Annotated in this window: 23 protein-coding genes and 1 pseudogene; 8 read left to right on the top strand and 16 right to left on the bottom strand. The window is 66.7% G+C overall.

The genetic code is table 11. The features are described from left to right. Positions 1-4: 4 nt before the first annotated feature. The 4 genes from ACYVGY_RS10305 to ACYVGY_RS10290 form a co-directional block, all read right to left on the bottom strand. Entirely contained in the window at positions 5-637 is a 633-nt protein-coding gene (locus tag ACYVGY_RS10305) for a glutathione S-transferase family protein (protein WP_460457409.1), read from the bottom strand. 92 nt (positions 638-729) lie between these two features. Then, positions 730-939 (bottom strand): cold-shock protein, encoded by a 210-nt coding sequence (locus ACYVGY_RS10300; RefSeq protein ID WP_460457408.1) that lies wholly within the window; start codon positions 937-939, stop codon positions 730-732. Between the two features lie 248 nt (positions 940-1,187). Beyond that, on the bottom strand, positions 1,188-2,708 hold the full coding sequence (locus tag ACYVGY_RS10295) for a fumarate hydratase (RefSeq protein ID WP_460457407.1): 1,521 nt from the start codon (positions 2,706-2,708) through the stop codon (positions 1,188-1,190). A gap of 106 nt (positions 2,709-2,814) precedes the next feature. After that, positions 2,815-4,710 carry an ATP-binding cassette domain-containing protein gene (locus ACYVGY_RS10290; RefSeq protein ID WP_460457406.1) on the bottom strand — a complete coding sequence of 632 codons (1,896 nt, stop codon included), beginning with the start codon at positions 4,708-4,710 and terminating at the stop codon, positions 2,815-2,817. Positions 4,711-4,790: 80 nt separating this feature from the next. Between ACYVGY_RS10290 and ACYVGY_RS10285 the strand changes: the two genes are divergently transcribed. Then, positions 4,791-6,869, top strand: coding sequence for a molybdopterin-dependent oxidoreductase (locus tag ACYVGY_RS10285; RefSeq protein ID WP_460457405.1), 2,079 nt, complete (start codon positions 4,791-4,793; stop codon positions 6,867-6,869). 12 nt (positions 6,870-6,881) lie between these two features. Here ACYVGY_RS10285 and ACYVGY_RS10280 read toward each other — a convergent pair whose 3' ends face one another. The 4 genes from ACYVGY_RS10280 to ACYVGY_RS10265 all read right to left on the bottom strand — a co-directional run bounded on the left by ACYVGY_RS10280 (position 6,882) and on the right by ACYVGY_RS10265 (position 8,646). Next, positions 6,882-7,271 carry a hypothetical protein gene (locus ACYVGY_RS10280; RefSeq protein ID WP_460457404.1) on the bottom strand — a complete coding sequence of 130 codons (390 nt, stop codon included), beginning with the start codon at positions 7,269-7,271 and terminating at the stop codon, positions 6,882-6,884. Between the two features lie 64 nt (positions 7,272-7,335). Continuing rightward, positions 7,336-7,704, bottom strand: a complete 369-nt coding sequence (locus tag ACYVGY_RS10275; RefSeq protein ID WP_460457403.1) for a CoA-binding protein — start codon at positions 7,702-7,704, stop codon at positions 7,336-7,338. 80 nt (positions 7,705-7,784) lie between these two features. Then, positions 7,785-8,267, bottom strand: coding sequence for an FKBP-type peptidyl-prolyl cis-trans isomerase (locus tag ACYVGY_RS10270; RefSeq protein ID WP_460457402.1), 483 nt, complete (start codon positions 8,265-8,267; stop codon positions 7,785-7,787). Positions 8,268-8,436: 169 nt separating this feature from the next. Further along, positions 8,437-8,646 carry a cold-shock protein gene (locus ACYVGY_RS10265; protein ID WP_290778779.1) on the bottom strand — a complete coding sequence of 70 codons (210 nt, stop codon included), beginning with the start codon at positions 8,644-8,646 and terminating at the stop codon, positions 8,437-8,439. A gap of 150 nt (positions 8,647-8,796) precedes the next feature. On the opposite strand from ACYVGY_RS10265, the gene ACYVGY_RS10260 reads away from it, so the two are divergent. Together ACYVGY_RS10260 and ACYVGY_RS10255 are read left to right on the top strand one after the other, a co-directional pair. Further along, positions 8,797-9,573, top strand: a complete 777-nt coding sequence (locus ACYVGY_RS10260) for a ferredoxin--NADP reductase (protein ID WP_460457401.1) — start codon at positions 8,797-8,799, stop codon at positions 9,571-9,573. Between the two features lie 60 nt (positions 9,574-9,633). Further along, positions 9,634-10,395 carry an alpha/beta fold hydrolase gene (locus ACYVGY_RS10255; RefSeq protein WP_460457400.1) on the top strand — a complete coding sequence of 254 codons (762 nt, stop codon included), beginning with the start codon at positions 9,634-9,636 and terminating at the stop codon, positions 10,393-10,395. A gap of 18 nt (positions 10,396-10,413) precedes the next feature. Here ACYVGY_RS10255 and ACYVGY_RS10250 read toward each other — a convergent pair whose 3' ends face one another. After that, positions 10,414-10,896 (bottom strand): glutathione peroxidase, encoded by a 483-nt coding sequence (locus ACYVGY_RS10250; RefSeq protein ID WP_460457399.1) that lies wholly within the window; start codon positions 10,894-10,896, stop codon positions 10,414-10,416. 202 nt (positions 10,897-11,098) lie between these two features. On the opposite strand from ACYVGY_RS10250, the gene ACYVGY_RS10245 reads away from it, so the two are divergent. Then, positions 11,099-13,261 (top strand): M3 family metallopeptidase, encoded by a 2,163-nt coding sequence (locus ACYVGY_RS10245; RefSeq protein WP_460457398.1) that lies wholly within the window; start codon positions 11,099-11,101, stop codon positions 13,259-13,261. 190 nt (positions 13,262-13,451) lie between these two features. Here ACYVGY_RS10245 and ACYVGY_RS10240 read toward each other — a convergent pair whose 3' ends face one another. Both ACYVGY_RS10240 and ACYVGY_RS10235 read right to left on the bottom strand, forming a co-directional pair. Continuing rightward, positions 13,452-13,895, bottom strand: a complete 444-nt coding sequence (locus ACYVGY_RS10240; RefSeq protein WP_460457397.1) for a PA2169 family four-helix-bundle protein — start codon at positions 13,893-13,895, stop codon at positions 13,452-13,454. Positions 13,896-14,148: 253 nt separating this feature from the next. After that, entirely contained in the window at positions 14,149-14,634 is a 486-nt protein-coding gene (locus ACYVGY_RS10235) for an NUDIX hydrolase (RefSeq protein ID WP_460457396.1), read from the bottom strand. 116 nt (positions 14,635-14,750) lie between these two features. Here ACYVGY_RS10235 and ACYVGY_RS10230 point away from each other — a divergent pair, with 116 nt between their 5' ends. Continuing rightward, positions 14,751-16,004: a TIGR03862 family flavoprotein gene (locus ACYVGY_RS10230; protein ID WP_460457395.1), complete on the top strand. Its 1,254-nt coding sequence runs from the start codon at positions 14,751-14,753 to the stop codon at positions 16,002-16,004. Here ACYVGY_RS10230 and ACYVGY_RS10225 read toward each other — a convergent pair. Both ACYVGY_RS10225 and ACYVGY_RS10220 read right to left on the bottom strand, forming a co-directional pair. After that, the gene (locus ACYVGY_RS10225; protein ID WP_460457394.1) at positions 15,982-16,809 is read right to left on the bottom strand and encodes an FKBP-type peptidyl-prolyl cis-trans isomerase; all 828 of its coding nucleotides are present in this window, start codon (positions 16,807-16,809) and stop codon (positions 15,982-15,984) included. The genes ACYVGY_RS10230 and ACYVGY_RS10225 overlap by 23 nt on opposite strands. Positions 16,810-16,868: 59 nt before the next feature. Further along, positions 16,869-17,582, bottom strand: coding sequence for a pseudouridine synthase (locus tag ACYVGY_RS10220; protein ID WP_460457393.1), 714 nt, complete (start codon positions 17,580-17,582; stop codon positions 16,869-16,871). Positions 17,583-17,811: 229 nt separating this feature from the next. Between ACYVGY_RS10220 and ACYVGY_RS10215 the strand changes: the two genes are divergently transcribed. After that, positions 17,812-18,000 (top strand): hypothetical protein, encoded by a 189-nt coding sequence (locus ACYVGY_RS10215; protein ID WP_460457392.1) that lies wholly within the window; start codon positions 17,812-17,814, stop codon positions 17,998-18,000. Between the two features lie 72 nt (positions 18,001-18,072). On the opposite strand, the gene dbpA is transcribed toward ACYVGY_RS10215, so the two are convergent. From dbpA to ACYVGY_RS10200, 3 genes are read right to left on the bottom strand one after another with little or no spacing between them, the layout of a single operon-like run. Beyond that, the gene (gene dbpA / locus ACYVGY_RS10210; RefSeq protein ID WP_460457391.1) at positions 18,073-19,443 is read right to left on the bottom strand and encodes an ATP-dependent RNA helicase DbpA; all 1,371 of its coding nucleotides are present in this window, start codon (positions 19,441-19,443) and stop codon (positions 18,073-18,075) included. 34 nt (positions 19,444-19,477) lie between these two features. Further along, positions 19,478-20,089 carry a rhomboid family intramembrane serine protease gene (locus ACYVGY_RS10205; protein WP_460457390.1) on the bottom strand — a complete coding sequence of 204 codons (612 nt, stop codon included), beginning with the start codon at positions 20,087-20,089 and terminating at the stop codon, positions 19,478-19,480. A gap of 36 nt (positions 20,090-20,125) precedes the next feature. Beyond that, positions 20,126-20,797: a glutathione S-transferase family protein gene (locus tag ACYVGY_RS10200; RefSeq protein WP_460457389.1), complete on the bottom strand. Its 672-nt coding sequence runs from the start codon at positions 20,795-20,797 to the stop codon at positions 20,126-20,128. A gap of 78 nt (positions 20,798-20,875) precedes the next feature. Between ACYVGY_RS10200 and ACYVGY_RS10195 the strand changes: the two are divergent. Together ACYVGY_RS10195 and ypfJ are read left to right on the top strand one after the other, a co-directional pair. Then, positions 20,876-22,051 (top strand): annotated as a pseudogene (locus tag ACYVGY_RS10195) (lytic murein transglycosylase); the annotation flags it as partial. 86 nt (positions 22,052-22,137) lie between these two features. After that, on the top strand, positions 22,138-23,016 hold the full coding sequence (gene ypfJ / locus ACYVGY_RS10190) for a KPN_02809 family neutral zinc metallopeptidase (RefSeq protein WP_460457388.1): 879 nt from the start codon (positions 22,138-22,140) through the stop codon (positions 23,014-23,016). The last annotated feature ends 3 nt before the right edge of the window (positions 23,017-23,019 follow it).

Genomic DNA, 23,019 nt, shown 5'->3' with positions numbered 1-23,019 from the left:
CCGGTCAGGCCCATTCGCTCAGGCCTTCGCGATCGTACAGGGTGCGGAAGGACGGGCGCGCCTTCATGCGCTGCGCCAGTGCGCCCAGCTGGGGCCAGTCCGTGGCCGGGCGCGGCATGCCGCGCGACCAGCGCATAAGCATGGTCAGGTGGAAGTCTACGGCGCTGGCGGACGCCCCCAGCAGATAGGGGCCGCGCTTGGCCAGATGCGCCTCGATGTGATCCCAGCAGGCCTCGATGCGTTCGCAGGCGCGTGCCTTGGCTTCCTGCGCGTTGGCCTCGCCCGCGGCCTCGGCCGGGTAGAACCAGGTTCGGAAGGCCGGCTGCAGGGTATTGGCCAGGTGCACGATCCACTGGTAGTAGCGGCCACGCTCGATGCTGCCTGGTTCGGGTGCCAGGCCAAAGGACGGATGCACGTCGGCCAGGTGCAGGACCAGCGCGGCGGCTTCGGTCAGCGGTTCGCCGTGCACCAGCAGGGTCGGCACCAGCCCGTTGGGGTTGAGCAGAAGATAGTCGGCGCGCTTGTGCTCGCCGGCCTGCAGGTCGAGTCTGCGAAGCTCATGTTTGGCGCCGATCTCGATCAAAAGCCAATGGACGACGAGGCTGGCGGCACCGGGGGAGTAGTACAGCGTGTACATGCAGGCTTCCGTTTGCTCGAGGGATCAGGAAGCATACAAAAGAAAAGCCCCGGGGTTGCGCCCGGGGCTTCGCTCAGTCCATGCGGACTAAATTACATGGGCTGCACTTCGTCAGCCTGCATGCCCTTCTCGCCCTTGACGAGCTTGAAGGAGACCTGCTGGCCTTCCTGCAGGGACTTGAAGCCCGTGCCCTGGATGGAACGGAAATGGACGAACACGTCCTCGCCGTTCTCGCGGCTGATGAAGCCGAAGCCCTTGGCGTCGTTGAACCACTTAACGGTACCGATCTGACGATCCGACATAAAACACTCCTTGGAACATATGGATTAATCGCTGACGGAAACATTCCGCCGCGCGACTGGGGTTGCAAGGAGAGCGAGGTGAAAAGATGTAGCGGATCGGTGGATCTACCGCATCAGGCCACGATTCACAGTGACCCTTCGCAAACACAGTCGGGCGAAACTTACACGTTTCCAAGCAGTAATGCCAATGGTTTCGAGGAGTTGGCGCCGCCGCCTGCCCTTCCATTCAGGTTGGGAGCGCGCTCGACTCAGTCCAGGACCACCGGAATCTTGCCGATCCGGGATTGCCATTCGCGCGGCCCGGTGTGATGCACCGACTCGCCGGTCGAGTCCACGGCCACCGTCACCGGCATGTCCTGGACCTCGAATTCATAGATCGCTTCCATGCCCAGGTCGGCGAAGCCGACCACGCGCGAGGCCTTGATGGCCTTGGACACCAGGTAGGCCGCGCCGCCGACGGCCATCAGATAGACCGAGCGGTGCTTGCGGATGGCCTCGATGCCGGCCGGGCCGCGCTCGGCTTTGCCGACCATGCCCATCAAGCCGGTCTGGTCGAGCACCTGCTCGGTAAATTTGTCCATGCGGGTGGCAGTGGTTGGGCCGGCCGGACCCACGACTTCGTCGCGCACCGGATCCACCGGGCCAACGTAGTAGATGAAGCGTCCGCGCAGATCCACCGGCAAGGGCTCGCCGCGGTTGAGCATGTCCACCATGCGCTTGTGGGCCGCGTCGCGACCGGTCAGCAGCTTGCCGTTGAGCAGCAGCACTTCACCGGGCTTCCAGCTGGCGGCTTCGTCGCGGGTGACGGTGTCGAGGTTGACCCGGCGGCCCTTGGAGGCGTCGTAAGTCAGCTTGGGCCAGTCCTCCAGCGACGGTGGCTCCAACTGCACGGGACCGCTGCCGTCGAGGCTGAAGTGCGCGTGCCGAGTGGCGGCGCAGTTCGGAATCAGCGCCACCGGCAGGTTTGCCGCATGGGTGGGATAGTCCTTGACCTTGACGTCGAGCACCGTGGTCAGGCCGCCCAGTCCCTGTGCACCAATGCCGAGCGCGTTGACCTTCTCATACAGCTCCAGCCGCAGTTCTTCGGCGCGATTGGCGGCGCCGCGAGCCTGAAGGTCGGTGATGTCGATCGGTTCCATCAGTGCTTCTTTCGCCAGCAGCATCGCCTTCTCGGCGGTACCGCCGATGCCGATGCCGAGCATGCCCGGCGGACACCAGCCGGCGCCCATGGTCGGCACGGTCTTGAGCACCCAGTCCACGATCGAGTCGGAAGGGTTGAGCATGGCGAACTTGGCCTTGGCCTCGGAGCCGCCGCCCTTGGCCGCAACGATGACGTCCACGATATGGCCCGGGACGACCTTCATGTTCACCACGGCCGGGGTGTTGTCCTTGGTGTTGATGCGCTTGCCCGCCGGATCAGCCAGCACGCTGGCACGAAGCTTGTTGTCGGGGTGGCCGTAGGCACGCCGCACGCCCTCGTTGACCATGTCTTCGACGCCCATCGTGGCATCAGCCCAGCGCACGTCCATGCCGATCTCGAGAAATACGGTGACGATGCCGGTGTCTTGGCAGATCGGCCGATGGCCCTCAGCGCACAGGCGCGAGTTGATCAGTATCTGGGCTATCGCATCCTTGGCCGCGGTGGACTGCTCGCGCTCGTAGGCGGCGGCGAGGTTCCGGATGTAGTCCACCGGGTGGTAGTACGAGATGTACTGCAGTGCGTCGGCGACGCTCTGGATGAAGTCTTCCTGCTTGATCGGCTGGGTCACGGCGGGCCTTCGTGCGATTCGCGATGCCGATATTTTACATGTAGGAGGGCCTTCAGGCCCGAAGCTCCTGGCCTGGAGCTTCGGGCCTGAAGGCCCTCCTACAGGGCTACTCCAGGGCCTGCCAGCGGGCGTAGGCCTGCTCGAGTTCGGACTGCAGCTGGGACAGGCGGGCATTCGCGGCGGTGACGGCGTCGGCGGGCTGGCGGTAGAAGGCCGGGTCCTGGATTTGCGTGGTCAGGGCCGCGACCTCGCCGTCGAGCGTTTCGATCCGCGCCGGCAGTTCTTCAAGTTCGCGCTGTTCCTTGTAGGACAGCTTGCGCTTGGCGACAGCTGGCGCCTTCGGCGCTGCACTGGCCTTCGGCGTCGGCGCGACCTGCGGCGTGAGCCGGGGCGAGGCGGCGTTGGCGGCGGCAATGCGCGCCGCCATTGGCCGCTGGCGCAGCCAGTCGGTATAGCCGCCGACGTAGTCCCCTACCCGGCCGTTGCCCTCCATCACCAGCGAGCTGGTAACGACGTTGTCGAGGAAGGCGCGATCGTGCGAGACCAGGATCAGGGTGCCCGGATAGTCGATCAGCAGCTCCTCGAGCAGTTCGAGGGTCTCGACGTCGAGGTCGTTGGTCGGTTCGTCCATCACCAGCACGTTCGAGGGCTTGGCGAACAGCTTGGCCAACAGCAGCCGGTTGCGTTCGCCGCCGCTGAGCTTGGTGATCGGCGCCAGCGCGCGATCCGGACTGAACAGGAAGTCCTGCAGATAGCCCATCACATGCTTGCGGCTGCCGTTGATCTCAATGAACTCGCGGCCTTCGGAGACGTTGTCGAGCGCATTCCAGTCTTCGCGCAGCGCGCCGCGCAGCTGGTCGAAGAAGGCGATCTCGAGATTGGTACCCACGCGCATTTCGCCCGACTGCGGCTGCAGGTCGCCCAGCAACAGCTTGAGCAGGGTGGTCTTGCCGGAACCGTTCGGGCCAATCAGGCCGATCTTGTCGCCGCGCTGGATGACGGTGCTGAAATTACTGACCAGCACGCGCTCACCGAACGCAAAGGAGATGTCCTTGGCTTCGAACACCTTGCGACCGGACTTCTCGGCGCCGGCGGCAGCCAGTTTCACACTGCCCTGCTGATCGCGCCGCTCGGCCCGCTCGCGGCGCAGCGCCTTCAGCGCCGTTACGCGACCCTCGTTGCGGGTGCGGCGGGCCTTGATGCCCTGGCGGATCCAGACTTCCTCCTGGGCCAGTTTCTTGTCAAACAGCGCGTTGGCCTGGGCCTCTGCGTGCATGCGCTCCTCGCGGCGGCGCAGGAAGTTGTCGTAGTCGCCCGGCCAGCTGGTGACCTGGCCGCGGTCGATCTCGACGATGCGGGTGGCGAGGTTTTTCAGGAATTCGCGGTCATGGGTGACGAAGATCACGCTGCCACCAAAGTTCTTGAGGAACTCCTCGAGCCAGGCGATCGATTCGATGTCCAGGTGGTTGGTCGGCTCATCGAGCAGCAGCAGGTCCGGCGCGGCGACCAGCGCCTGGGCCAGCAGCACGCGGCGCTTCATGCCGCCCGACAGCGCCGAGAACTCGGCGTCCTCGGGCAGGTCGAGCTTGCTGATCACCTGCTCGACCCGCTGTTCGATTTGCCAGCCGTTGCCGGCCTCGATCCGGGCCTGCACGGCGCCCAGTTCGTCCATGTCGATGTCGTCGCCATCGTGCAGCATGTGGTGGTAGCGGGCCAGGTCGGCACCCAGTGCACCCAGGCCCATGGCCACCACGTCGAAGACGCTGCCCGACAGGTCCTTGGGCACTTCCTGGGCCAGCCCGGCAAGCGTGCCCTCGCGTTTGACAATGCCGTCGTCGGGCGTGATTTCGCCGCCCACCAGGCGCAGCAGGGTGGACTTGCCGGCGCCGTTGCGGCCGACGATGCAAACGCGCTCATTGCGCTCGATCGTCAGGTTCACGGACTCAAGCAGGAGCGGGCCGCCGACCGAGTAGTCGACGCCTTGGAAGGTAATCAGAGACATCCGGACAGTTTACAGGCTTGGCCGCTCCGAAGCCCGTGCGACATGCCATAAGATCAAGGTCTGCCCCAGAGAACCCTGCCATGGCCCGCACCTCACGATTCCGCGCCTGCCCCCTCTGCGAAGCCATCTGCGGCCTCGAGCTGCAGTACGAAGGCGCCGACCTGGTGGCCATCCGCGGCGATGCCGCCGACCCCTTCAGCCGCGGCCACATCTGTCCCAAGGGCAATGCCCTGCTCGACCTGGAGGCCGATCCGGACCGCCTGCGTCGCCCGCTGCGCCGGCGCGGCAGTGACTGGGAGGAGGTTTCTTGGGACGACGCTCTGGCCGAGGCCGGCGAGCGCCTGGCCGCGATCCAGCGCGAGCACGGCGGCGACGCCGTCGGCGCCTACCTGGGTAATCCCAACGTCCACCACTTCGGCCACATCGCCTACCTGCCGCCGCTGCTGCGCAGCCTGCGCTCGCGGAACCTGTTCAGCGCGTCCTCGGTCGACCAGTGGCCGAGCCAGCTGGTCGACTGGCTGATGTATGGCCACCAGTTCCTGCTGCCGATTCCCGACGTCGACCGCACCGACTACTTCCTGATGCTGGGCGCCAACCCGGTGGCTTCCAACGGCAGCCTGATGACCGCACCGGGCATCGCCAAGCGCCTCGAGGCGCTGGTGGCACACGGCCGGCTGGTGGTGGTTGACCCGCGCCGCACCGAGACCGCGGCAATCGCCAGCGAGCACGTCTTTATCCGGCCCGGCACTGACGCCTGGTTCCTGATCGCGCTGCTGCAGGCGCTGTTGGCCCTGGGGCCGCCGAAGATCGCCGCCTATGAAGGCAAGCTGCGCGGGCTCGAAGACGCGCTGCGCGCGCTGCAGGCCGTCGACACCGCCGGGGTCGAGTCACGCACCGGGGTATCGCGCGCCCGTATCGCCACCATCGCCGCCGAGTTCCGCGCCGCGCCTTCGGCCGTGGCCTACGGCCGCATGGGCGTCTCCACCCAGGCCCACGGCAGCCTGTGCCAGTGGCTGATCCAGCTGCTGAACCTGGTCACCGGCAACCTCGACAAGGTCGGCGGCTCGCTGCCCAACGAGCCCGCCTTCCCGGTCACCGGCCCGGGCACCGCCGCCGGACATCGCGACCGCTGGCGCAGCCGCGTGCGCGGCCTGCCCGAGTTTTCCGGCGAGCTGCCGGTGTCGGTGCTGGCCGAAGAAATCCTGACGCCCGGCGAAGGGCAAGTGCGCGCCCTGCTCACCTGCGCCGGCAACCCGGTGCTGTCCACGCCCGATGGCCGCGGCCTGGACCGCGCGCTGGCCAGCCTGGACTTCATGGTCTCGATCGACGTCTACCTCAATGAAACCACCCGCCACGCGCACCTGATCCTGCCGCCGGCCTCGCCGCTGACGCAGCCGCATTACGACCTGCACTTCAACGCTTTCGCAGTGCGCCGGGTCGCTCGCCTGAGCCTGCCGCTGCGCGAGCGCAGCGCGGAGGAGCGTGCCGACTGGGAGATCCTGGACGGACTGGGCGCGGCCTATGCGGCCGCGGCCGGCAAACCCTGGCGCGCGCTACCGCCGCCGCTGGCCATGATCGAAGCCGGACTGGCGCGGGGCGACAGCGGCTTGGACGTGGCGCAGCTGGCCGCGGCACCGCATGGCCTAGACCTGGGGCCGCTGCGTCCGTCCCTGCTGTCACGCCTGGAAACCGAGAGCGCAGCGATCGAGTGCGCCCCGCCGCTGCTGATGGCGGCACTCGCCGAGATGGCCGCCGCGCCCGCCGACGCCGACGGCCTGCGCCTGGTCGGGCGACGCCATGTGCGCAGCAACAACTCCTGGATGCACAACGCGCCACGGCTGGTGAAGGGCAAGCCCCGCCACCAGCTGCTGATGCATCCCCACGACCTCGCCGACCGCAGCCTGGCCAGCGGCGCACGGGTGCGGGTGGGTTCGGCCGTCGGCAGCATCGAAACCGACGTGCTTGCGAGCGACGACGTCATGCCCGGTGTCGTTTGCCTACCGCACGGCTTCGGCCATGACCGGCCCGGAACACGACAGGGCCTGGCTGATTCGCTGGCTGGCGCCAGCTACAACGATCTCAGCGACACCCGGGCGCTGGACGGGCCGAGCGGCAATGCCGCGCTCAACGGCCTGCCGGTAACGGTGACCGCGGCCTGAGTCCGGCGCGGCCTACTGGCCGCCGTGGCGCAGCCAGCGCTCGGCCACCGTGGCGCTGCCAAAAACGCGCCCGTTGGCGCCGCGTTCAATCGCCAGGATTTCGCCGTGCTCCATCGCGCCCAGGATATCGATGCGATCGACCACGAAGGCCACCTGGATCTGGTCGAGGCCCATTTCTATCAGGGCGTCAATCATGAAGGAGACCTCGTGCTCGCCTTCGCGCTCGCCCAGCGCTTCGACCACCATCAGCCGGGTCGTCTTGCGCAGCCGAACCTGCTCGGCCACCAGTGCCCAGTAAGCGAGGGAAATTTCACGATTGTCACGCGGTCCGGAAACCCGGGCGTAAAGGTAGCCGGGGCGGTCTTCGAAGACGATTTTTATGTCGGGGGGCAGGGAAATCAAGGTAAATATCAACGCGGGGGGATGCGTAAGTCTAACGCAACACGTCGCGCGCCAGTGTGGACGTTCAGCCCGCGATCAAACGCCGGTGCTCTACCATCACGCAGCGATCCTGCACAACATCAATGCCGGCCGCCACCAAGGTTTCGGCGAATACGTCGTCGCGAATGCCTGACTGTAGCCAGACGGCGGACGGTCGCTTGGACAAAATATCGTCGAGATGCGCGGCCAGGTCCTTGGACTTCCGGAACACGTTCACCAGGTCAATGTCGCCCGGAATGTCCACCAGCCGGCGGTACACCGGGCGACGCAGGATGATTTCAACCTCGGGGTAGTAGACCGGAACCGGCACCAGGTCGAAGCCGACCCGCTCAAGATACTGAGGTACCTCGATGGCGGGCTGGCCGCGCTGGGTCTCGGTCTTGATCCCGAGCACAGCGATCCGCCGCACTCGGGTCAGCAGCGCCCGCAGGTCGTCGTCGGTGGCGATCAGCCGGCCGCGGGCGCTGTTGGCGTTCAGTGCTGGTGCCCGCCGGCGCCGTGCACGTGACCGTGCAGGGCCTCTTCGACGCTGGCTTCGCGCACGTCGGTGACTTCGATGGCGAAGTGCAGGCTCTGGCCGGCGAGCGGATGGTTGCCGTCAACCGTGACCATGCCGTCTTCGATCTTGGCGATGACCACCGAGATCGCGCCCTGCGGGGTCTGGGCCTGGAACTGCATGCCGACCTCGATTTCGTCCACGCCCTGGAACGCCTCGCGCGGCACGACCTGGACCAGCATTTCGTTCGGGGTGCCGTAGCCTTCTTCGGGCGACACCACCACGTCGAACTTGTCGCCGGCCTGGCGGCCTTCCATCGCTTTTTCCAGGCCCGGGACGATGCCGCCGACGCCGTGCAGATAGGTCAGCGGCTGGCCACCGCTGGACGAGTCGAGCACCGCGCCGGCGTCGTTGGTCAGGGTGTAGTGGAACGTGGCGACAGTGCGCTCGGCGATCTGCATGGGAATCCTTGGAAAGTACGCCAGCACCGGCATCGCCGGGCGGCTGGGAGAGGGCGCATAGGCTAGGCGATGCGCCGGGCGCACGCAAATCCGGCGCGCCGCCCACAAAAAAGCCCCAGTCGTTTCCGACCGGGGCTTGATTTGCACTGCCAGGCGGCAGGCAGCCGGATTACATCGGCTGCACTTCGTCCGCCTGCATGCCCTTCTGGCCTTTCACGACCTTGAAGGAGACCTTCTGGCCTTCCTGCAGGGACTTGAAGCCGGTGCCCTGGATGGAACGGAAGTGGACAAACACGTCCTCGCCGCTTTCCGGGGTAATGAAGCCAAAGCCCTTGGCGTCGTTGAACCACTTCACGGTTCCAGTCTGACGATCCGACATATCTCTAATCCTTAAATAACAGTTGTTGGGTAACCACGATTTACCGTGATACCGGCAACCGCAGTACACGCACCCTACTCGCTTATGGGCCAGAAAGCTATTGGCGTACAATCCAGGGTCCTTTTGGCCAACCCAGACCCGACCTGACCCATGTCCGCCTTCGCCACCGAGCGCGTGCTCACCGTCCGGCACTGGAACGATGCCTACTTCAGTTTCACCACCACCCGGGACGACGGCCTGCGGTTCGAGAACGGCCAGTTCGTAATGATCGGGCTGGAGGTGGCGGGCCGGCCCTTGATGCGGGCCTACTCGATCGCCAGCGCCAACTGGGAGGAGCACCTGGAGTTCTTCAGCATCAAGGTGGCCGACGGCGCCCTGACCTCCCGGCTCCAGCACCTGCAGCCCGGCGATGACGTCCTGGTCAGCCGCAAGCCCACCGGCACCCTGCTTATCAGCGACCTGCACCCGGGGCGCAATCTCTACCTGCTGGCCACCGGCACCGGGCTGGCCCCGTTCCTGGGCGTGGTCAAGGACCCCGAGACCTACGAGCGCTTCGAGCGCGTGATCCTGACCCACGGGGTGCGCGGCATCGACGACCTGGCCTACCACGACTACATCGTCAACGAACTGCCGCGCCACGAGCACCTGGGCGAGATCATCAGCCGCCAGCTGCTCTATTACCCGGCGGTCAGCCGCGAGCCGTTCCGGAATTCCGGCCGGCTGACCACCCTGATGGAGACCGGTCGCCTGCAGGCCGACCTGGGCCTGCCGCCGCTCGATGCCGCCCGGGATCGCGCCATGATCTGCGGCAGCCCGCAGATGCTGGCCGACTTCCGCGCGCTTCTCGACGTCCGCGGCTTCAGCGCCGCGCCGCGGATCGGCACGGCGGGCGAATACGTGTTCGAGCGCGCCTTCGTCGAGAAATAGCCGCGCTGGCGGCGGCGCGGCGCGCTCGCCTATGCTGCGGGCATCGCCTCGGAGACATCCATGCCCCTGTTTGCACGCAGCGTTTTCCTGCTTGGCCTGGTGCTTATATCGACCGGCTGCCTGTCGCCCGGCGCCACGCGCGAGACCATTGCCACCCAGCTGTTCGAGTCCCCGTCGGCTGAGGGTGAGCGGGTCCTGGTGGTCGTCCTCCCGGGTCGCGGCGACGACCTGCAAGGGCTGGCCGACAGTGGCATCGCCGCCGCCATCCAGAAGGCCTGGCCGGAAGCCGACGTGTTGCTGGCCGAGGTGGGGCTCGGCTACTACTACGAGGGTCGAATGCCAGAGCGCCTGCATACAGAGGTCATCGCACCGGCGAAAACGCGCGGCTACGCCGGCGTCTGGCTTGCGGGCGCCTCGATGGGCGGCATGGGAACGCTGCTTTACGAGCGAAGCCGTCCGGGTGAACTCGATGGACTGGTGCTGCTGGCGCCTTATCTGGGCGATCGCCGGCTACTGGCCGAGATCGGCGAAGCTGGCCTGGCCGACTGGACGCCGGGCCCGGTGCCCCCGCAGATCAACCGAAAGACCTTCCAGCGCGAGGTTTGGCGCCACGTGCAGGGCTGGCCGGACAGCGGCCGCAGCGCGGCGGTGTGGCTGGCCTACGGCGAAGACGATCGCCTGGCCAAGGCCATCGGCGTGCTGGCGCCAGCGCTGCCGCCGGACCAGGTCCTGGCCCGGCCTGGCGGCCATGCCTGGGTGGTCTGGACCCCGGCGGCCGCGGAAATCTTCGCGCGCATCCGGGCCCGGCAGCCCGCACGCTAGCCTGCGGGACGCCCGGCCTCAGCCGAGCAGTTTGGCGATGTCCTTGCCGATGCTCTCGGGCTTGTCGGTCGGCGCGTAGCGCTTGACCACCCGGCCCTCGGCATCGACCAGGAACTTGGTGAAGTTCCACTTGATAGCCTCCAGCCCGAGCAGACCGGACTTCTCCGACTTCAGCCACTGATAGAGCGGATGCGCCTTGGCACCATTGACCTCTATCTTGGCGAACATGGGAAAGCTGACGTCATATGTGAGCGAGCAGAAGTTCTTGATCTCCTCGGCGTCGCCGGGCTCCTGATGCCCGAACTGGTCGCAGGGGAAGCCCAGCACTACCAACCCTTTGTCGGCGTAGTCGCGGGACAGCTTTTCCAGCCCGGCGTACTGCGGGGTGAAGCCGCATTTTGAGGCGGTGTTGACGATCAGCATGGCCTTGCCGCGGAAGTCGGACAGCGGCTGCTCCTTGCCGTCGAGCGTGGTGGCGGAAAAATCATAAATGCGGGTCATGGCGGGCTCCGGACAGGGTGGCGGCAGCGTACCGCACGCCGATCAACCCCGCGTCACGCCGGCGTGTTTCACGCGTTCTTTACGAATGCCGCGACGATTCGACGCGCCCCTGTCTTTCGTCATGGGTGGGGCGATGGCGGCATGCGGTAGTCTTCGGAGGTTGATCCGAACCCGCCTTCCAAGAACCCTGCAAGGACGTGCCATGACCCACAAGCTATCCCTCGCTCTCGCCGCCGCGCTCTGCGTTGCCGTACCCGGCGGCGCCTTCGCGGCCTCGTCCACCGACGCCGCCACCCAGGCCGCCGAGCCGGTGTCAGCCAACCCCTTCTTCACCGTCAGCAGCCTTCCCTACCATCTGCCGCCCTTCGACAAGATCCAGGACGCGCACTACGCGCCGGCCTTCGAGAAAGGCATGGCCGACCATCGCATCGAGATGGACGCGATCGCCAACAACCCCGCCGCGCCAAGCTTCTACAACAGCATCGTCGCGATGGAGAAAACCGGCAACCTGCTTGGCCGCACCTCGGCGGTGTTCTTCAACCTGGCCGGCGCCAACACCAATCCGGCCATGCAGAAAGTGCAGGCCGAAATGGCGCCGAAGCTGGCCGCGCATCGCGACGCGATCCTGCTCGACGGCAAGCTCTTCGCCCGAGTGAAGGGCCTTTATGAAATGCGCGACGAGCTCGGCCTGGACGCGGAGTCGCTGCGCCTGCTCGAGCGCTACCACACTGATTTCGTCCGCGCCGGCGCCAATCTCTCGGATGCCGACAAATCCAAGCTCAAGGCCATGAACGCCGAACTGGCGACCCTTTCCACGACCTTCAGCCAGAACGTCCTCAAGGAAGTGCAGGCTTCCGGCGTGCTGGTGTCGGACGTGGCCGAACTCGACGGCCTCTCCGCGGACGCCATCACGGCCGCCGCCGAAGCCGCCAAGGCCGCCGGCAAGGAAGGCCAGTACCTGATTGCGCTGATGAACACCTCCGGCCAGCCGCCGCTGTCCTCGCTGACCAACCGCGCCCTGCGCAAGAAGATCATGGACGCCTCGCTTACCCGCGGCAGCCGTGGCGGTGAGTTCGACAACCGCGCCATCGTCTCGCGCGTCGCCAAGCTTCGCGCCGAGCGCGCGGCGCTGCTGGGCTACGAAAATCACGCCACCTACGTGCTGGAAGACGAGACCGCCGGCACCGTCGGTGCGGTCAACAAGCTGATGTCTGACCTGGCCCCGCCCGCGGTTGCCAACGCCCGCAAGGAAGCGGCTGACATGCAGGCCATCATTGACGCCGAGAACGGCGGATTCGCGCTCGAAGCCGCCGACTGGTCCTTCTACGCCGAGAAAGTGCGCCAGCAGAAGTACGACTTCGACGAATCGCAGCTTCGTCCCTACTTCGAACTCAGCTCGGTGCTTGAGAACGGCGTATTCCACGCCGCCGGTGAACTCTACGGCCTGAGCTTCAAGCGCCGCACCGACCTGCCGGTTTACCAGTCCGACGTGCTGGTGTACGAGGTGTTCGAGGCCGACGGCAAGCCGCTGGGTCTGTTCCTGGGCGACTTCTACGCCCGCTCGAACAAGCGCGGCGGCGCCTGGATGAATGCCTACGTGCCGCAGAACGGCCTGACCGGCACCCTGCCGGTGGTCGCCAACCACCAGAACATTCCGAAGCCGGCCGCAGGCCAGCCGACGCTGATGACCTTCGACGAGGTCACCACCATGTTCCATGAGTTCGGCCACGCGCTGCACGGCCTGTTCTCGAACGTGAAGTACCCGCAGTTCGCCGGCACCTCGGTGCCGCGCGACTTCGTCGAGTATCCGTCGCAGGTGAACGAGATGTGGGCCACCTGGCCGTCCATCCTGGCCAACTACGCCAAGCACTACGAGACCGGTGAACCGATCCCGCAGGCGCTGCTGGACAAGGTGCTGGCCGCCGAGCAGTACGGCCAGGGCCACGCCACCACCGAGTACCTGGCGGCGGCAATGCTTGACCAGAGCTGGCACCAGCTGTCGGCCAACGAAGTCTCCAGCGACGCCTTGGCCTTCGAAGCGCAGGCCCTGCGTGCCGCCGGTCTGGACTATGCGCCGGTGCCCCCGCGTTACCGCAGCACCTACTTCTCGCACATCATGGGCGGCTATTCGGCCGGCTACTACGCCTATCTGTGGTCGGAAGTGCTGGATGCGGAGTCGGTGGAATGGTTCAAGGAGAACGGTGGCCTGAAGCGTGAGAATGGCGACCACTTCCGCAAGACCCTGCTCTCGCGCGGCGGCAGCGCCGATGCGATGCAGCTGTTCCGTGACTTCCGCGGCCGCGACCCGCAGGTGGGCCCGCTGCTCAAGCGCCGCGGCCTCGAGGTCGCGACCGGCGCCGAGTAACTGACGGCGTTGACACCAGACCGCCCGGCTTCGGCCGGGCGGTTTTTTTTGGCCCCTTTTCCCGCGTGAGGGAGCGCGCTCCAAAAGCAGAACGCCCGGCCAAAGCCGGGCGTTCCATGCTGCAGACGCTTGAACCTCAGCGCCTATCGTTCCAGTGCCTGGCCGCGGTGTCGCGGCCGGGCCCGGGCGATCAGGCGTTGCGGTTGCAGGCGCGGAGCTCCTTGTTCAGAACCTCGGCCTTGGACACGTACTGCTTGGCCAGCACGCGGACCACGAAGCTGTGGTCCCGATCCAGCACGACCTTCTGGAAGGTGGTCTGGAGCTGGCCTTCGACCTCGGCCATGCGCACGAAGCGCTCGATGCCGGCGTCGGGCCACTGCTTGCGCAGGCCGGCGTAGGCCTTGCTGAGCTCGCCCAGCGCGCTTTCGGCCTTCTTGACGGGCTTCTTCTTGCCCGCCACCGGCTTCACTTCACCAGACAGCTCCAGGGCCAGGTCTGACTTGGCCTTGGCAAGGCGCGTGAACAGCGTGCTCAGTTTCTTGTCCTTAACCTTCTGCGCCGCTTCTTCGTAGAACGCGGTCCCGTCTTCGCTGATTTCGATCAGGTCGGACAGGCTGTTCGTGGTATCGGTCATGCGGCGCTCCTTGGCGTGAGGGTTGGCAGCGCGGTCGTCCCGCCGCCCAAACCAGGCAGCGGAGGGTCCCGGACCCCGGGACACAGACGATCGCGAAGGAAAGCGAACGACGCTGGCAACAACCCAATGGGTGTTATCAACCCGTGAATCATACGTTCCACGAGGTGAAAATTCGGTTATTCGGGCCCTGACCTGGATTTCAAACGATTGATTAAACCCGTTTAGCGAACGATAGCGTCATTTTAGCCGATTTTCAGCGAGAATAATCCCAGGACACCATGGCGCCGTCTTGGTAGGGCATGACGCCGTGGAACGCTCGCGGGTCTTTGTCGAACACCAGCGGCAGGAAATGCCGGTCGCCCTCCCAAAGCGGCAGCCCATCCAGGGCGTCCAGCGCGACCCAGGACAGGTCCCCCTCCTCGTTCCGGGCAGGCACGTCGCCGGACCAGTCCTGGATCAGGAAAACGAAGCCCAGCCAGTCCTCCCCCTGCTTGCCAAACCCCGGCCAATTGATCGTTCCCCGCAGCGTCATGGCCGCGCAGACGATGCCGGCTTCTTCGTGGATCTCGCGGCGCATGCCGGCCATGACGTCCTCACCAGGCTCGAGCTTGCCGCCCAGTCCGTTGTACTTGCCCAAGTGCTGGTCACCCGGGCGCGCATTGCGGTGCACCATCAGCACCTTGTCGCGCTCCGGCGAAAGCACGTAGCCGAGTGTGGCGACGATCGGGGTATAGGGCATTCACTGGACTCAAGGAAGGTGCGCGCTCGCGCGTATGCCAAAGCATCACCCCTCAAGGGCCGGACCGGCAAGCCGATGCCTGCCTCGCGTCTGTTCAGCGCATGAGAGAATGCCGCATGCCTTCAAGCCCCCCTCCTCGACTCGCCATCATCGGTGGCGGCCCCGCCGGACTCATGGCCGCCGAGACCGCGCGCGCCGCCGGTTGCGAGGTGGATCTGTTCGAAGCCAAAGGCTCGGTCGGACGCAAGTTCCTGATCGCCGGCAAGGGCGGCCTCAACCTCACCCACGGCGAACCCAAGCCTGATTTCCTGCGCCGCTTCGCGGAACGCCAAGACGAACTGGCCGACTGGCTGGCCGACTTCGACGCCGATGCCCTGCGGGCTTGGGCCAGCGGCCTGGGCGTGGCCACCTTCGTCGGCAGCTCCGGCCGCGTATTCCCGATCGACCTGAAAGCGGCGCCGCTGCTGCGTGCCTGGGTGCGGCGGCTTCGCGAACAGGGCGTGCGATTCCACGTGTCGCATCGCTGGCACGGCCTGTCCGATGACGACGTGCTTCGTTTCGATTCCCCGGACGGCCTGCGCGAGTACCGTGCCGACGCCACCGTACTGGCCCTGGGTGGCGGCAGTTGGCCGCAGTTGGGCTCCGATGGCGCCTGGGCAGGGCCACTTGCGGCAGCCGGCGTTGACATCGCGCCGCTGCTGCCCGCGAACTGCGGTTTCGACGTGGACTGGACGCCCTTCTTCCGGCAGCACTTCGCTGGCGCGCCCATCAAGCCCGTGCGGCTGGCGGTTGACGATGGTCGTACGCCGCCGGCCTGGCGTCAGGGCGAATGCGTAGCCAGTGCACACGGCATCGAAGGCAGCCTGGTGTATGCCCTGTCGGCGACGTTGCGCGATCGCCTGGCGACCCACGGCGAGGCCACCTTGTTGATGGACCTGGCGCCGGGCCGCGAACGCGAGCGCCTGGAGGCCGAGCTGTCCCGCCCGCGCAAAGGCCGCAGCCAGGGCGAACACCTGCGTCGCAGCACCGGCCTGGACGGCGTAAAGGCCGCCCTGCTGCGCGAGGTGCTGGGCAAGGATGGGCTGGAGGATCCGGCACGCGTCGCGGCGATCATCAAATGCCTGCGGCTGCCGCTGCAGCGCCCACGCCCGATCGCCGAAGCGATCAGCAGCGCCGGCGGCATTCGCCTGGAGGCGCTGGACCCGGGGCTGATGCTGCGCAGCCATCCCGGGCTGTTCGCGGCCGGCGAGATGCTCGACTGGGAGGCGCCGACCGGCGGCTACCTGCTCACCGCCTGTTTTGCCTCGGGCCGACGCGCCGGCGCCGGCGCCGCCGAATGGCTGCGGCTCAGGGCGCAGGCATCTCGCTGAAGTCGTAGAGGGTCACGTCGAAGACCAGCATGCCGCGTGGCGTACCCGCCGACGGCGCCTGCATGTCGTAGGCCAGATGGCCCGGGATCCAGAAGCGGAACGTGTCGCCCCGTGACATCAACCGCACGCCTTCCTGCCAGCCCTGGATCAGTTGATCGAGTCGGAACATGGCACGCTGGTCGCGCGCAACCGAGCTGTCGAACAGGCTTCCGTCGGTGGTCCAGCCGCTGTAGTGGATCTCGATCTCACTGCTCGGGCCCGGCGAGCCGCCGCCCTGGCCGCGGGTCAATACCTTGTAGGCCAGACCGGACGAGGTGCGTACGGCATCCGCAGGCGGCGCGCCGACGTCGGCGGGCACCTGCACCGGGTTTTTCTCGCCCAGCACGGTCAGGTCCACTACGTGCAGCAGATTGGGCATGCCCGGGTAGCCGGGCAACAGGCGCTCGGGCTGGATCCACCAGCGCCGCGACTCACCGATCGGCGTGCTCAGGATGGCGCGGGCCAGGCCGGGCTGCTCCGCCACCAGCCGGCGCAGGGTGGTAACGGTGGAGCCGGATTCGCGCGAGCTGGCGCGGGTCACGCCGTCCGAACTCCAGATATCAGCCCGGTATTCGACCCAGTCGGCAGAAAAAAAGCGCTCCGGGCCCGTGGCCGGCTTCAACACGATGAAGCTCATGCCGCTGGCCGTCTCAACGGCCTGCGCAGGGGGCGCGCCGAGCGACGGCGGCGGGCGGATCGGATCCAGGGCCAGCGCCAAACCGGGCACACAAAGCAGCAGGGCCAAAAGACGGGATCGCAGCAACATCAGGACACTCCGAACGGGACGGTGGGGAACCGCGCGGAGGGTAGCAGACGCGCGTCGGGTCACCACTCGGTACGGGACGGAAGCAGGCCGCGCAGTTCAGCTTCGGTGAGGTTGCGCCAGCGTCCGGGCTTGATTTCCGCCAGCTTGACGTTGGCGATGCGGATCCGCCGCAGCTGGGTGACGCGGTAGCCGAAGGCCGCCGCCATCAGGCGGATCTGACGGTTCAGGCCCTGGGTAAGCACGATCGAGAAACCAAAGCGGGCGATCTTGCGCGTGCGGCATGGCAGGGTCATCTCGCCGTGGACGCGCACGCCCTTGGCCATGCCGCGCAGGAATTCCTCGGTCACCGGCTGGTTCACGCCGACCAGGTATTCCTTCTCCTTGTGGCTTTCGGCCCGCAGGATCTCATTGACGATATCGCCGTTGCTGGTGAGCAGGATCAGGCCCTCGGAGTCCTTGTCCAAGCGGCCGATCGGGAAGATGCGCTGCTGGTGGCCGACGAAATCAACAATGTTGCCCTTGACCGTGCTGTCGGTAGTGCAGGTCACGCCCACCGGCTTGTTCAGCACGATATAGACGTGGCGGCGGGCACCGGGCTTGGCGGAGCGCTTGGCCAGCACCTGGCCGTCGATGCGCACCTCGTCGGCCTCCTCCACCTGGGTGCCGATGCCGGCCGGCAGACCATTCACCGTGACCCGGCGCTCGGAAACCAGACGGTCGGCCTCGCGCCGGGAGCAATAGCCGGTCTCGCTGATGTGTTTGTTCAGTCGCATGGCGTGGGGGCGGCGGGGTGCCGCAGGACGTCAGAAGTGGCGCGCATCCTGTCATGCCGGGCCGGGCAAGTCACCGTGGCCTTGTGGCCGCTGCCCCCGCCAGCCCGCAGATCTTGGGTAGTTGGGGCAAAACCGTGATGCACTATGCAAAAGCTTGCGGTCGCCCCCCGCTGGCATGAAACATGCAACGTCACTCCATGACAGCCACCCCCACATACGGAGTCATGCCATGGGTATCGTTATCCCCTTCCCCACCAAGCAGGTCATGGACGATGAGCTGGCGATCCAGCTTTGGGAACTGGTCATGGCCGGCGAGATCGGCAGCCAGGAGTACCGTCGCCTGGACGCCGAGATCAGCCGCCGCAAGGCCCTGGCCACCCCGCGCCGGGAAGCGGTCGGCGCCCGGCCCTGGCGCTAAGCCGAAAATGCACACGGTGTTTGCCAACACCCGATGGAGCCGTCGCGGCCGGGCCGCGCCGCGTTCGAAACGTCAGCCGAGCTTCCGGACCCGGAAGTTGCGGCCCTTTATCTTCCCGGCCTTGAGCTTGTCCAGGGCCTTGCTGGCCTGGCTGCGCTCGATCGCGACATAGGTCCGGGTCGCGAACCCGTCGATCTTGCCGATGGCCGAAGCCGGCAGGCCGGCCGCGCCGGTCAGGGCTCCGACCAGATCACCAGGCCGCAGCTTGTCCTGACGGCCCGCGTCCACCACCAGGGTGGTCATCGCCGGCGGCGCCGGCTTGCCGGGTTTGCGTGACAGGTCAATGCGCTCCCAGCGCACGGGCTTGCCCAGCTGTTCCTCGATGCCGATAACGCGCCGGCGCTCGTCCGAGGCCACCAGCGACAGGGCCAAGCCTTCGCCGCCGGCCCGGCCGGTGCGGCCGATGCGATGGGTATGGGTGTCCACGTCGCTGGCCAGTCCGTAGCTGACCACCAGCGGCAGGTCCTTGATGTCCAGCCCGCGCGCAGCCACGTCGGTAGCCACCAGCACCTGCACGCTGCGGTTGCCGAAGCACACCAGCACTTCGTCGCGATCACGCTGTTCCAGGTCGCCGTGCAGGGCCAGCACCGAGTAGCCGCGCTGGGCCAGCTCGTCAGCCACCTGCTGCACGTCGCGTCGGGTATTGCAGAAGACCAGCGCCGATTCCGGCTTTTCGTCGGCCAGCAACAGCGCCAGCGCGTCGGTCTTTCGGGGGGCTTCTACCTCGTAGAACCGCTGCACGATCGCGGCGACTTCGCCATCGGCGACCGTGTGCTCCTCGGGGTCGCGCTGGAAGCGGCGGCCCAGGCCACGAATCTCTTCCGGGAAGGTGGCCGAGAACAGCAGCGTCTGCCGCTCCTTCGGCGCCTGCGACAGAATGCCGGCGATGGCTGGCTCAAAGCCCATGTCCAGCATGCGGTCGGCTTCGTCGAGCACCACCACGCGCAGTTGGTCCAGGCCCAGGGCGCCCTCGTCGATCAGTTCCTGCAGGCGGCCGGGCGTGCCCACCACCACATGCGGCGGATGCACCAGCGAGGCCAGGTGCGGGCGCAGCGGCACGCCGCCGCAGAACACCGACACCTTGATGTTGGGCATGAAGCGCGCCAGCCGGCGAATTTCCTTGCCTACCTGATCGGCCAGCTCGCGGGTCGGGCACATCACCAGCGCCTGCACCTGCCCGGAATCGGCCTGCAGCTTCGCCAGCAGGCCCAGGCCGAAGGCCGCGGTCTTTCCGCTCCCGGTGCGGGCCTGGGCGATCACGTCGCGGCCGGCAAGGATCGGCGGCAGGCTGGCGGCCTGTACGGGGGTCATCTGGCGGTACTCGAGTACCTCCAGGGCCTGCAGCAGTTCGGGCGGCAGGGGCAGTGGCGAGAAGTCGGTCATGCCGCATTCTCGCATGCCATCGCTGAGTCCCGGCTCAGCCGCCCGGATTCATCAGTTCTGCCAGGAAGTGCGACAGCACCCGCGGCTCCATGATCACCGTGAACAGCACGCCGTAGGCGGCGCCGGCCAGGTGGGCGCTGTGATTGATGCGGTCGCCCTTGCGGTGGTTCATGTAGATCGAATAGCCGGTGTACAGCGCGGCGAAGATGATCGCCGGCACCGGGATGAAGTAAATCAGCAGCGTTTCCCAGGGTCGCAGCAGGATGAAGGCGAACAGCACGGCCGACACCGCGCCGGAGGCGCCCAGGGTTACGTAATTCTGGTCATTGCGGTGCTTGAGGTAGCTCGGCAAGGCTGACACCACCAATGCCGACAGGTAGAACCAAAGGAAGCCCAGCGAACCCAGGTACTGGGCGTAGAACCCTTCCATCAGCCGCCCGAAGAAGTACAGGGTGAACATGTTGAAAAGCAGGTGCATGAAGTCCGCGTGCACCACGCCATAGCCAATGAATCGGTGGTACTCGTGGCGCCGCGTCACCGCGGGCGGCCAAAGCACCAGGGCATTCCTGAGGGCTTCGTTGTTGAACCCGAGCCAGGACACCAGGCTGGTGATGACGATGATCGCGAGGGTGATCGAGAATTCCATGGGCTTGCTTGTCCGTGGCGGCGCCGGCCCGCGAGTTTATCGCATCAGCTCGTAAGGCCCGCCTTTGGCGAGGGCGCGTTGGTAGGCCGGCCGCGCATGGATTCGTTCCAGATAAGCGGCCAGCTTCGGCCGCTTGGGGCCCAAGGCGCCGCGGGCCGCGGCGGCCTCGATCGGGAAGCTCAGCTGGATGTCCGCAACGCTGAAGTCGGGGCCGGCGAACCATTCCGATTTCGCCAGCGTGGCTTCCAGGAAATCGAAGTGCAGTTCAACCTGTGGCGACACGAACGAGTTCATCACTTTGTCGGCAATGCCCTTGGCGATGGGCTTGGCGAAGAAAGGCATGGGCGCGCTGCGCACCTTGGAGAAGATCAGGGTCATCAGCAGCGGCGGCATCAGCGATCCTTCTGCGTAGTGCAGCCAGTAGGTGCAGGCTTGCCGCGCGAGATCCCCCGGTGGCGGCAGCAGGCGGCCTTGGCCGTGGCGGTCGGCGAGGTACTCCATGATCGCGCCCGATTCCGCCACCACGGCGCCGTCCTCGGTGATCACCGGTGACTTGCCTAGCGGATGCACCGCGCGCAGCTCGGGCGGCGCCAGCATGGTCTTGGCGTCGCGTTCGTAGCGTTTGACCTGATAATCAACACCCAGCTCTTCGAGCAGCCAGATGACGCGCTGCGAGCGCGAATTATTGAGGTGATGGACGGTGATCATGCGCGACTTCCCTGCTGGAACAGGCGGCAGCATAGCCCGGCGGGCAAGGATTCAGCCGATTAGGGCTAAGGTTCGCCCATGCGCCTGACCCTGTTCCCCCTGCTTACCCTCCTGGCCCTTCCCGTGCAGGCCACCGAGCCGCTCCTCGACGACTGTCTGGCCAGGCTGCGGCCACAGGCGCTGGCCCAAGGCATTGGCGGCCCGACCTGGGATACGCACACCGCCGGGCTGATTCACGACCCGGGCGTGCTCGCCTCGCTCGACTACCAGCCCGAGTTCCGCACCGCGATCTGGGATTATTTGGCCGGCCTGGTGGATGAACAGCGTGTTGCCGACGGCCAGTCGATGCTGGCCGAGCATGCAGACCTGCTGGCACGGGTGGAACAGCAATACGGCGTCGATCCCGCCACGGTCGTTGCGGTGTGGGGTGTGGAAAGCGACTACGGCCGCACCTTCGGCAAGAAGCCGCTGTTGGGCTCGCTGGCGACGCTGTCATGCGAAGGGCGCCGAAAGGAGTTTTTCCGGGGCGAATTCTTTGCCACGCTCAAGCTGATTCAGGCCGGTGACCTGGCTAGCGAAGGTCTGGTCGGCTCCTGGGCGGGCGCGTTCGGGCACACCCAGTTCATGCCTTCCACCTACGCCCGCATTGCCGTGGATTTCGATGCCGACGGCCGCCGCGATCTGGTCGCCAGTATTCCCGATGCGCTGGCATCGACCGCCAACTATCTGCGCCGCTCTGGCTGGCAGCCGGGCAAAGGCTGGGGCCACGAGGTGGTGCTGCCCGATGGCTTCGATGCCTCGGTAAGCGGACGCGCCTCGCGGCGCCCGCTGTCGTACTGGACGGGACGAGGTGTCGCCCGGCGTGACGGTGTGCCCCTGTCCGGCGGCGACGCCCCGACCGCCCTGTTGCTGCCGGCCGGGCGGGACGGTCCGGCCTTCCTGGTGTTCAAGAACTACGACGCCATCTTTTCCTACAACGCCGCCGAGAGTTATGCACTAGCCATCGCCCTGCTGGCCGATCGCCTGCGCGGCGGCACTGGCCTGCAGACCGCCTGGCCCACCGACGACCCCGGCCTGTCCCGCATCGACCGACGCGCGCTGCAAACCCTGCTGGTCGCGCGGGGCCACGACATCGGCGAGGTGGACGGCATGATCGGCGCGAAATCGCGGGCGACGCTGGTGATCGAGCAGCAGCGGCTGGGGCATGAACCCGACGGCCGCGCCGGCCAGGCCATCCTGGATGCGCTGCGGGCACGGGCCGACGCGGCCAACTGATCAAGGTCCTCGCCCCCGGCGGGTGTTTGGGCAACAATCCCGACGTCCCCTCTGGAGAACCACCGATGAAATGGCGCAGCGCAAGACGCAGCAGCAATGTCGATGACCGACGCGGACGCGGTGGCCGAGGCGGTGGCGGCGGTATGAAACTTGGCATCGGCGGCATCGCCGTCGTGCTCGTCGTGGGCTTCCTGATGGGCAAGAGCCCGATGGAAATGCTGGGCATGCTGGCCCAGGTACAGCAACAGGCGCCGGCCCAGTCAGCGCCGGGCGGCACGCCTACGGCGCCACCGGCCAACGATGAAGCCTCGCAGTTCGTCGCCAGCATCCTGGGCGAGACCGAAGACGTCTGGACCGAGATATTCCAGGCCAGCGGGCAGCGCTATCCGGCGCCCACCCTCGTGCTGTTCAGTGGCCAGGTGCAGTCGGCCTGCGGCGGCGCCACCGCCGCGGTGGGCCCGTTCTATTGCCCGGGCGACCAGCAGGTCTACATTGACCTGAGCTTCTTCGACCAGATGGATCAGCGACTCGGCGGCGGCGGCGACTTCGCCGAGGCTTATGTCATCGCCCACGAAGTCGGCCACCACGTGCAAACGATCACCGGGGTTTCGGCGAAGGTGAACGATGTCCGTCGTCGCGGCGGCAATGTCGAAGGCGCCGAGGGTCCGCTGGTCCGCCAGGAGCTGCAGGCCGACTGCTACGCCGGCCTCTGGGCCCACCACGCCCAGAAGCGTCACGCCTGGCTTGAAGCCGGCGACCTCGAGGAGGCCATGGCTACCGCCACGGCGATCGGCGACGACACCCTGCAGCGCCAGTCGCAGGGCCAGGTGGTGCCCGACTCCTTCACCCACGGCAGCGCCGCGCAGCGCATGCGCTGGTTCCGGATTGGTTTCGACAGCGGCGATTACCGCCAGTGCGACACCTTCGCCGCCCAGCGGCTCTGAGGC

The sequence above is a fragment of the Arenimonas alkanexedens genome, from assembly GCF_054781355.1.
Note: the sequence above shows the minus strand (reverse complement) of the source record. Positions and strands in the feature narration are given on the sequence as shown.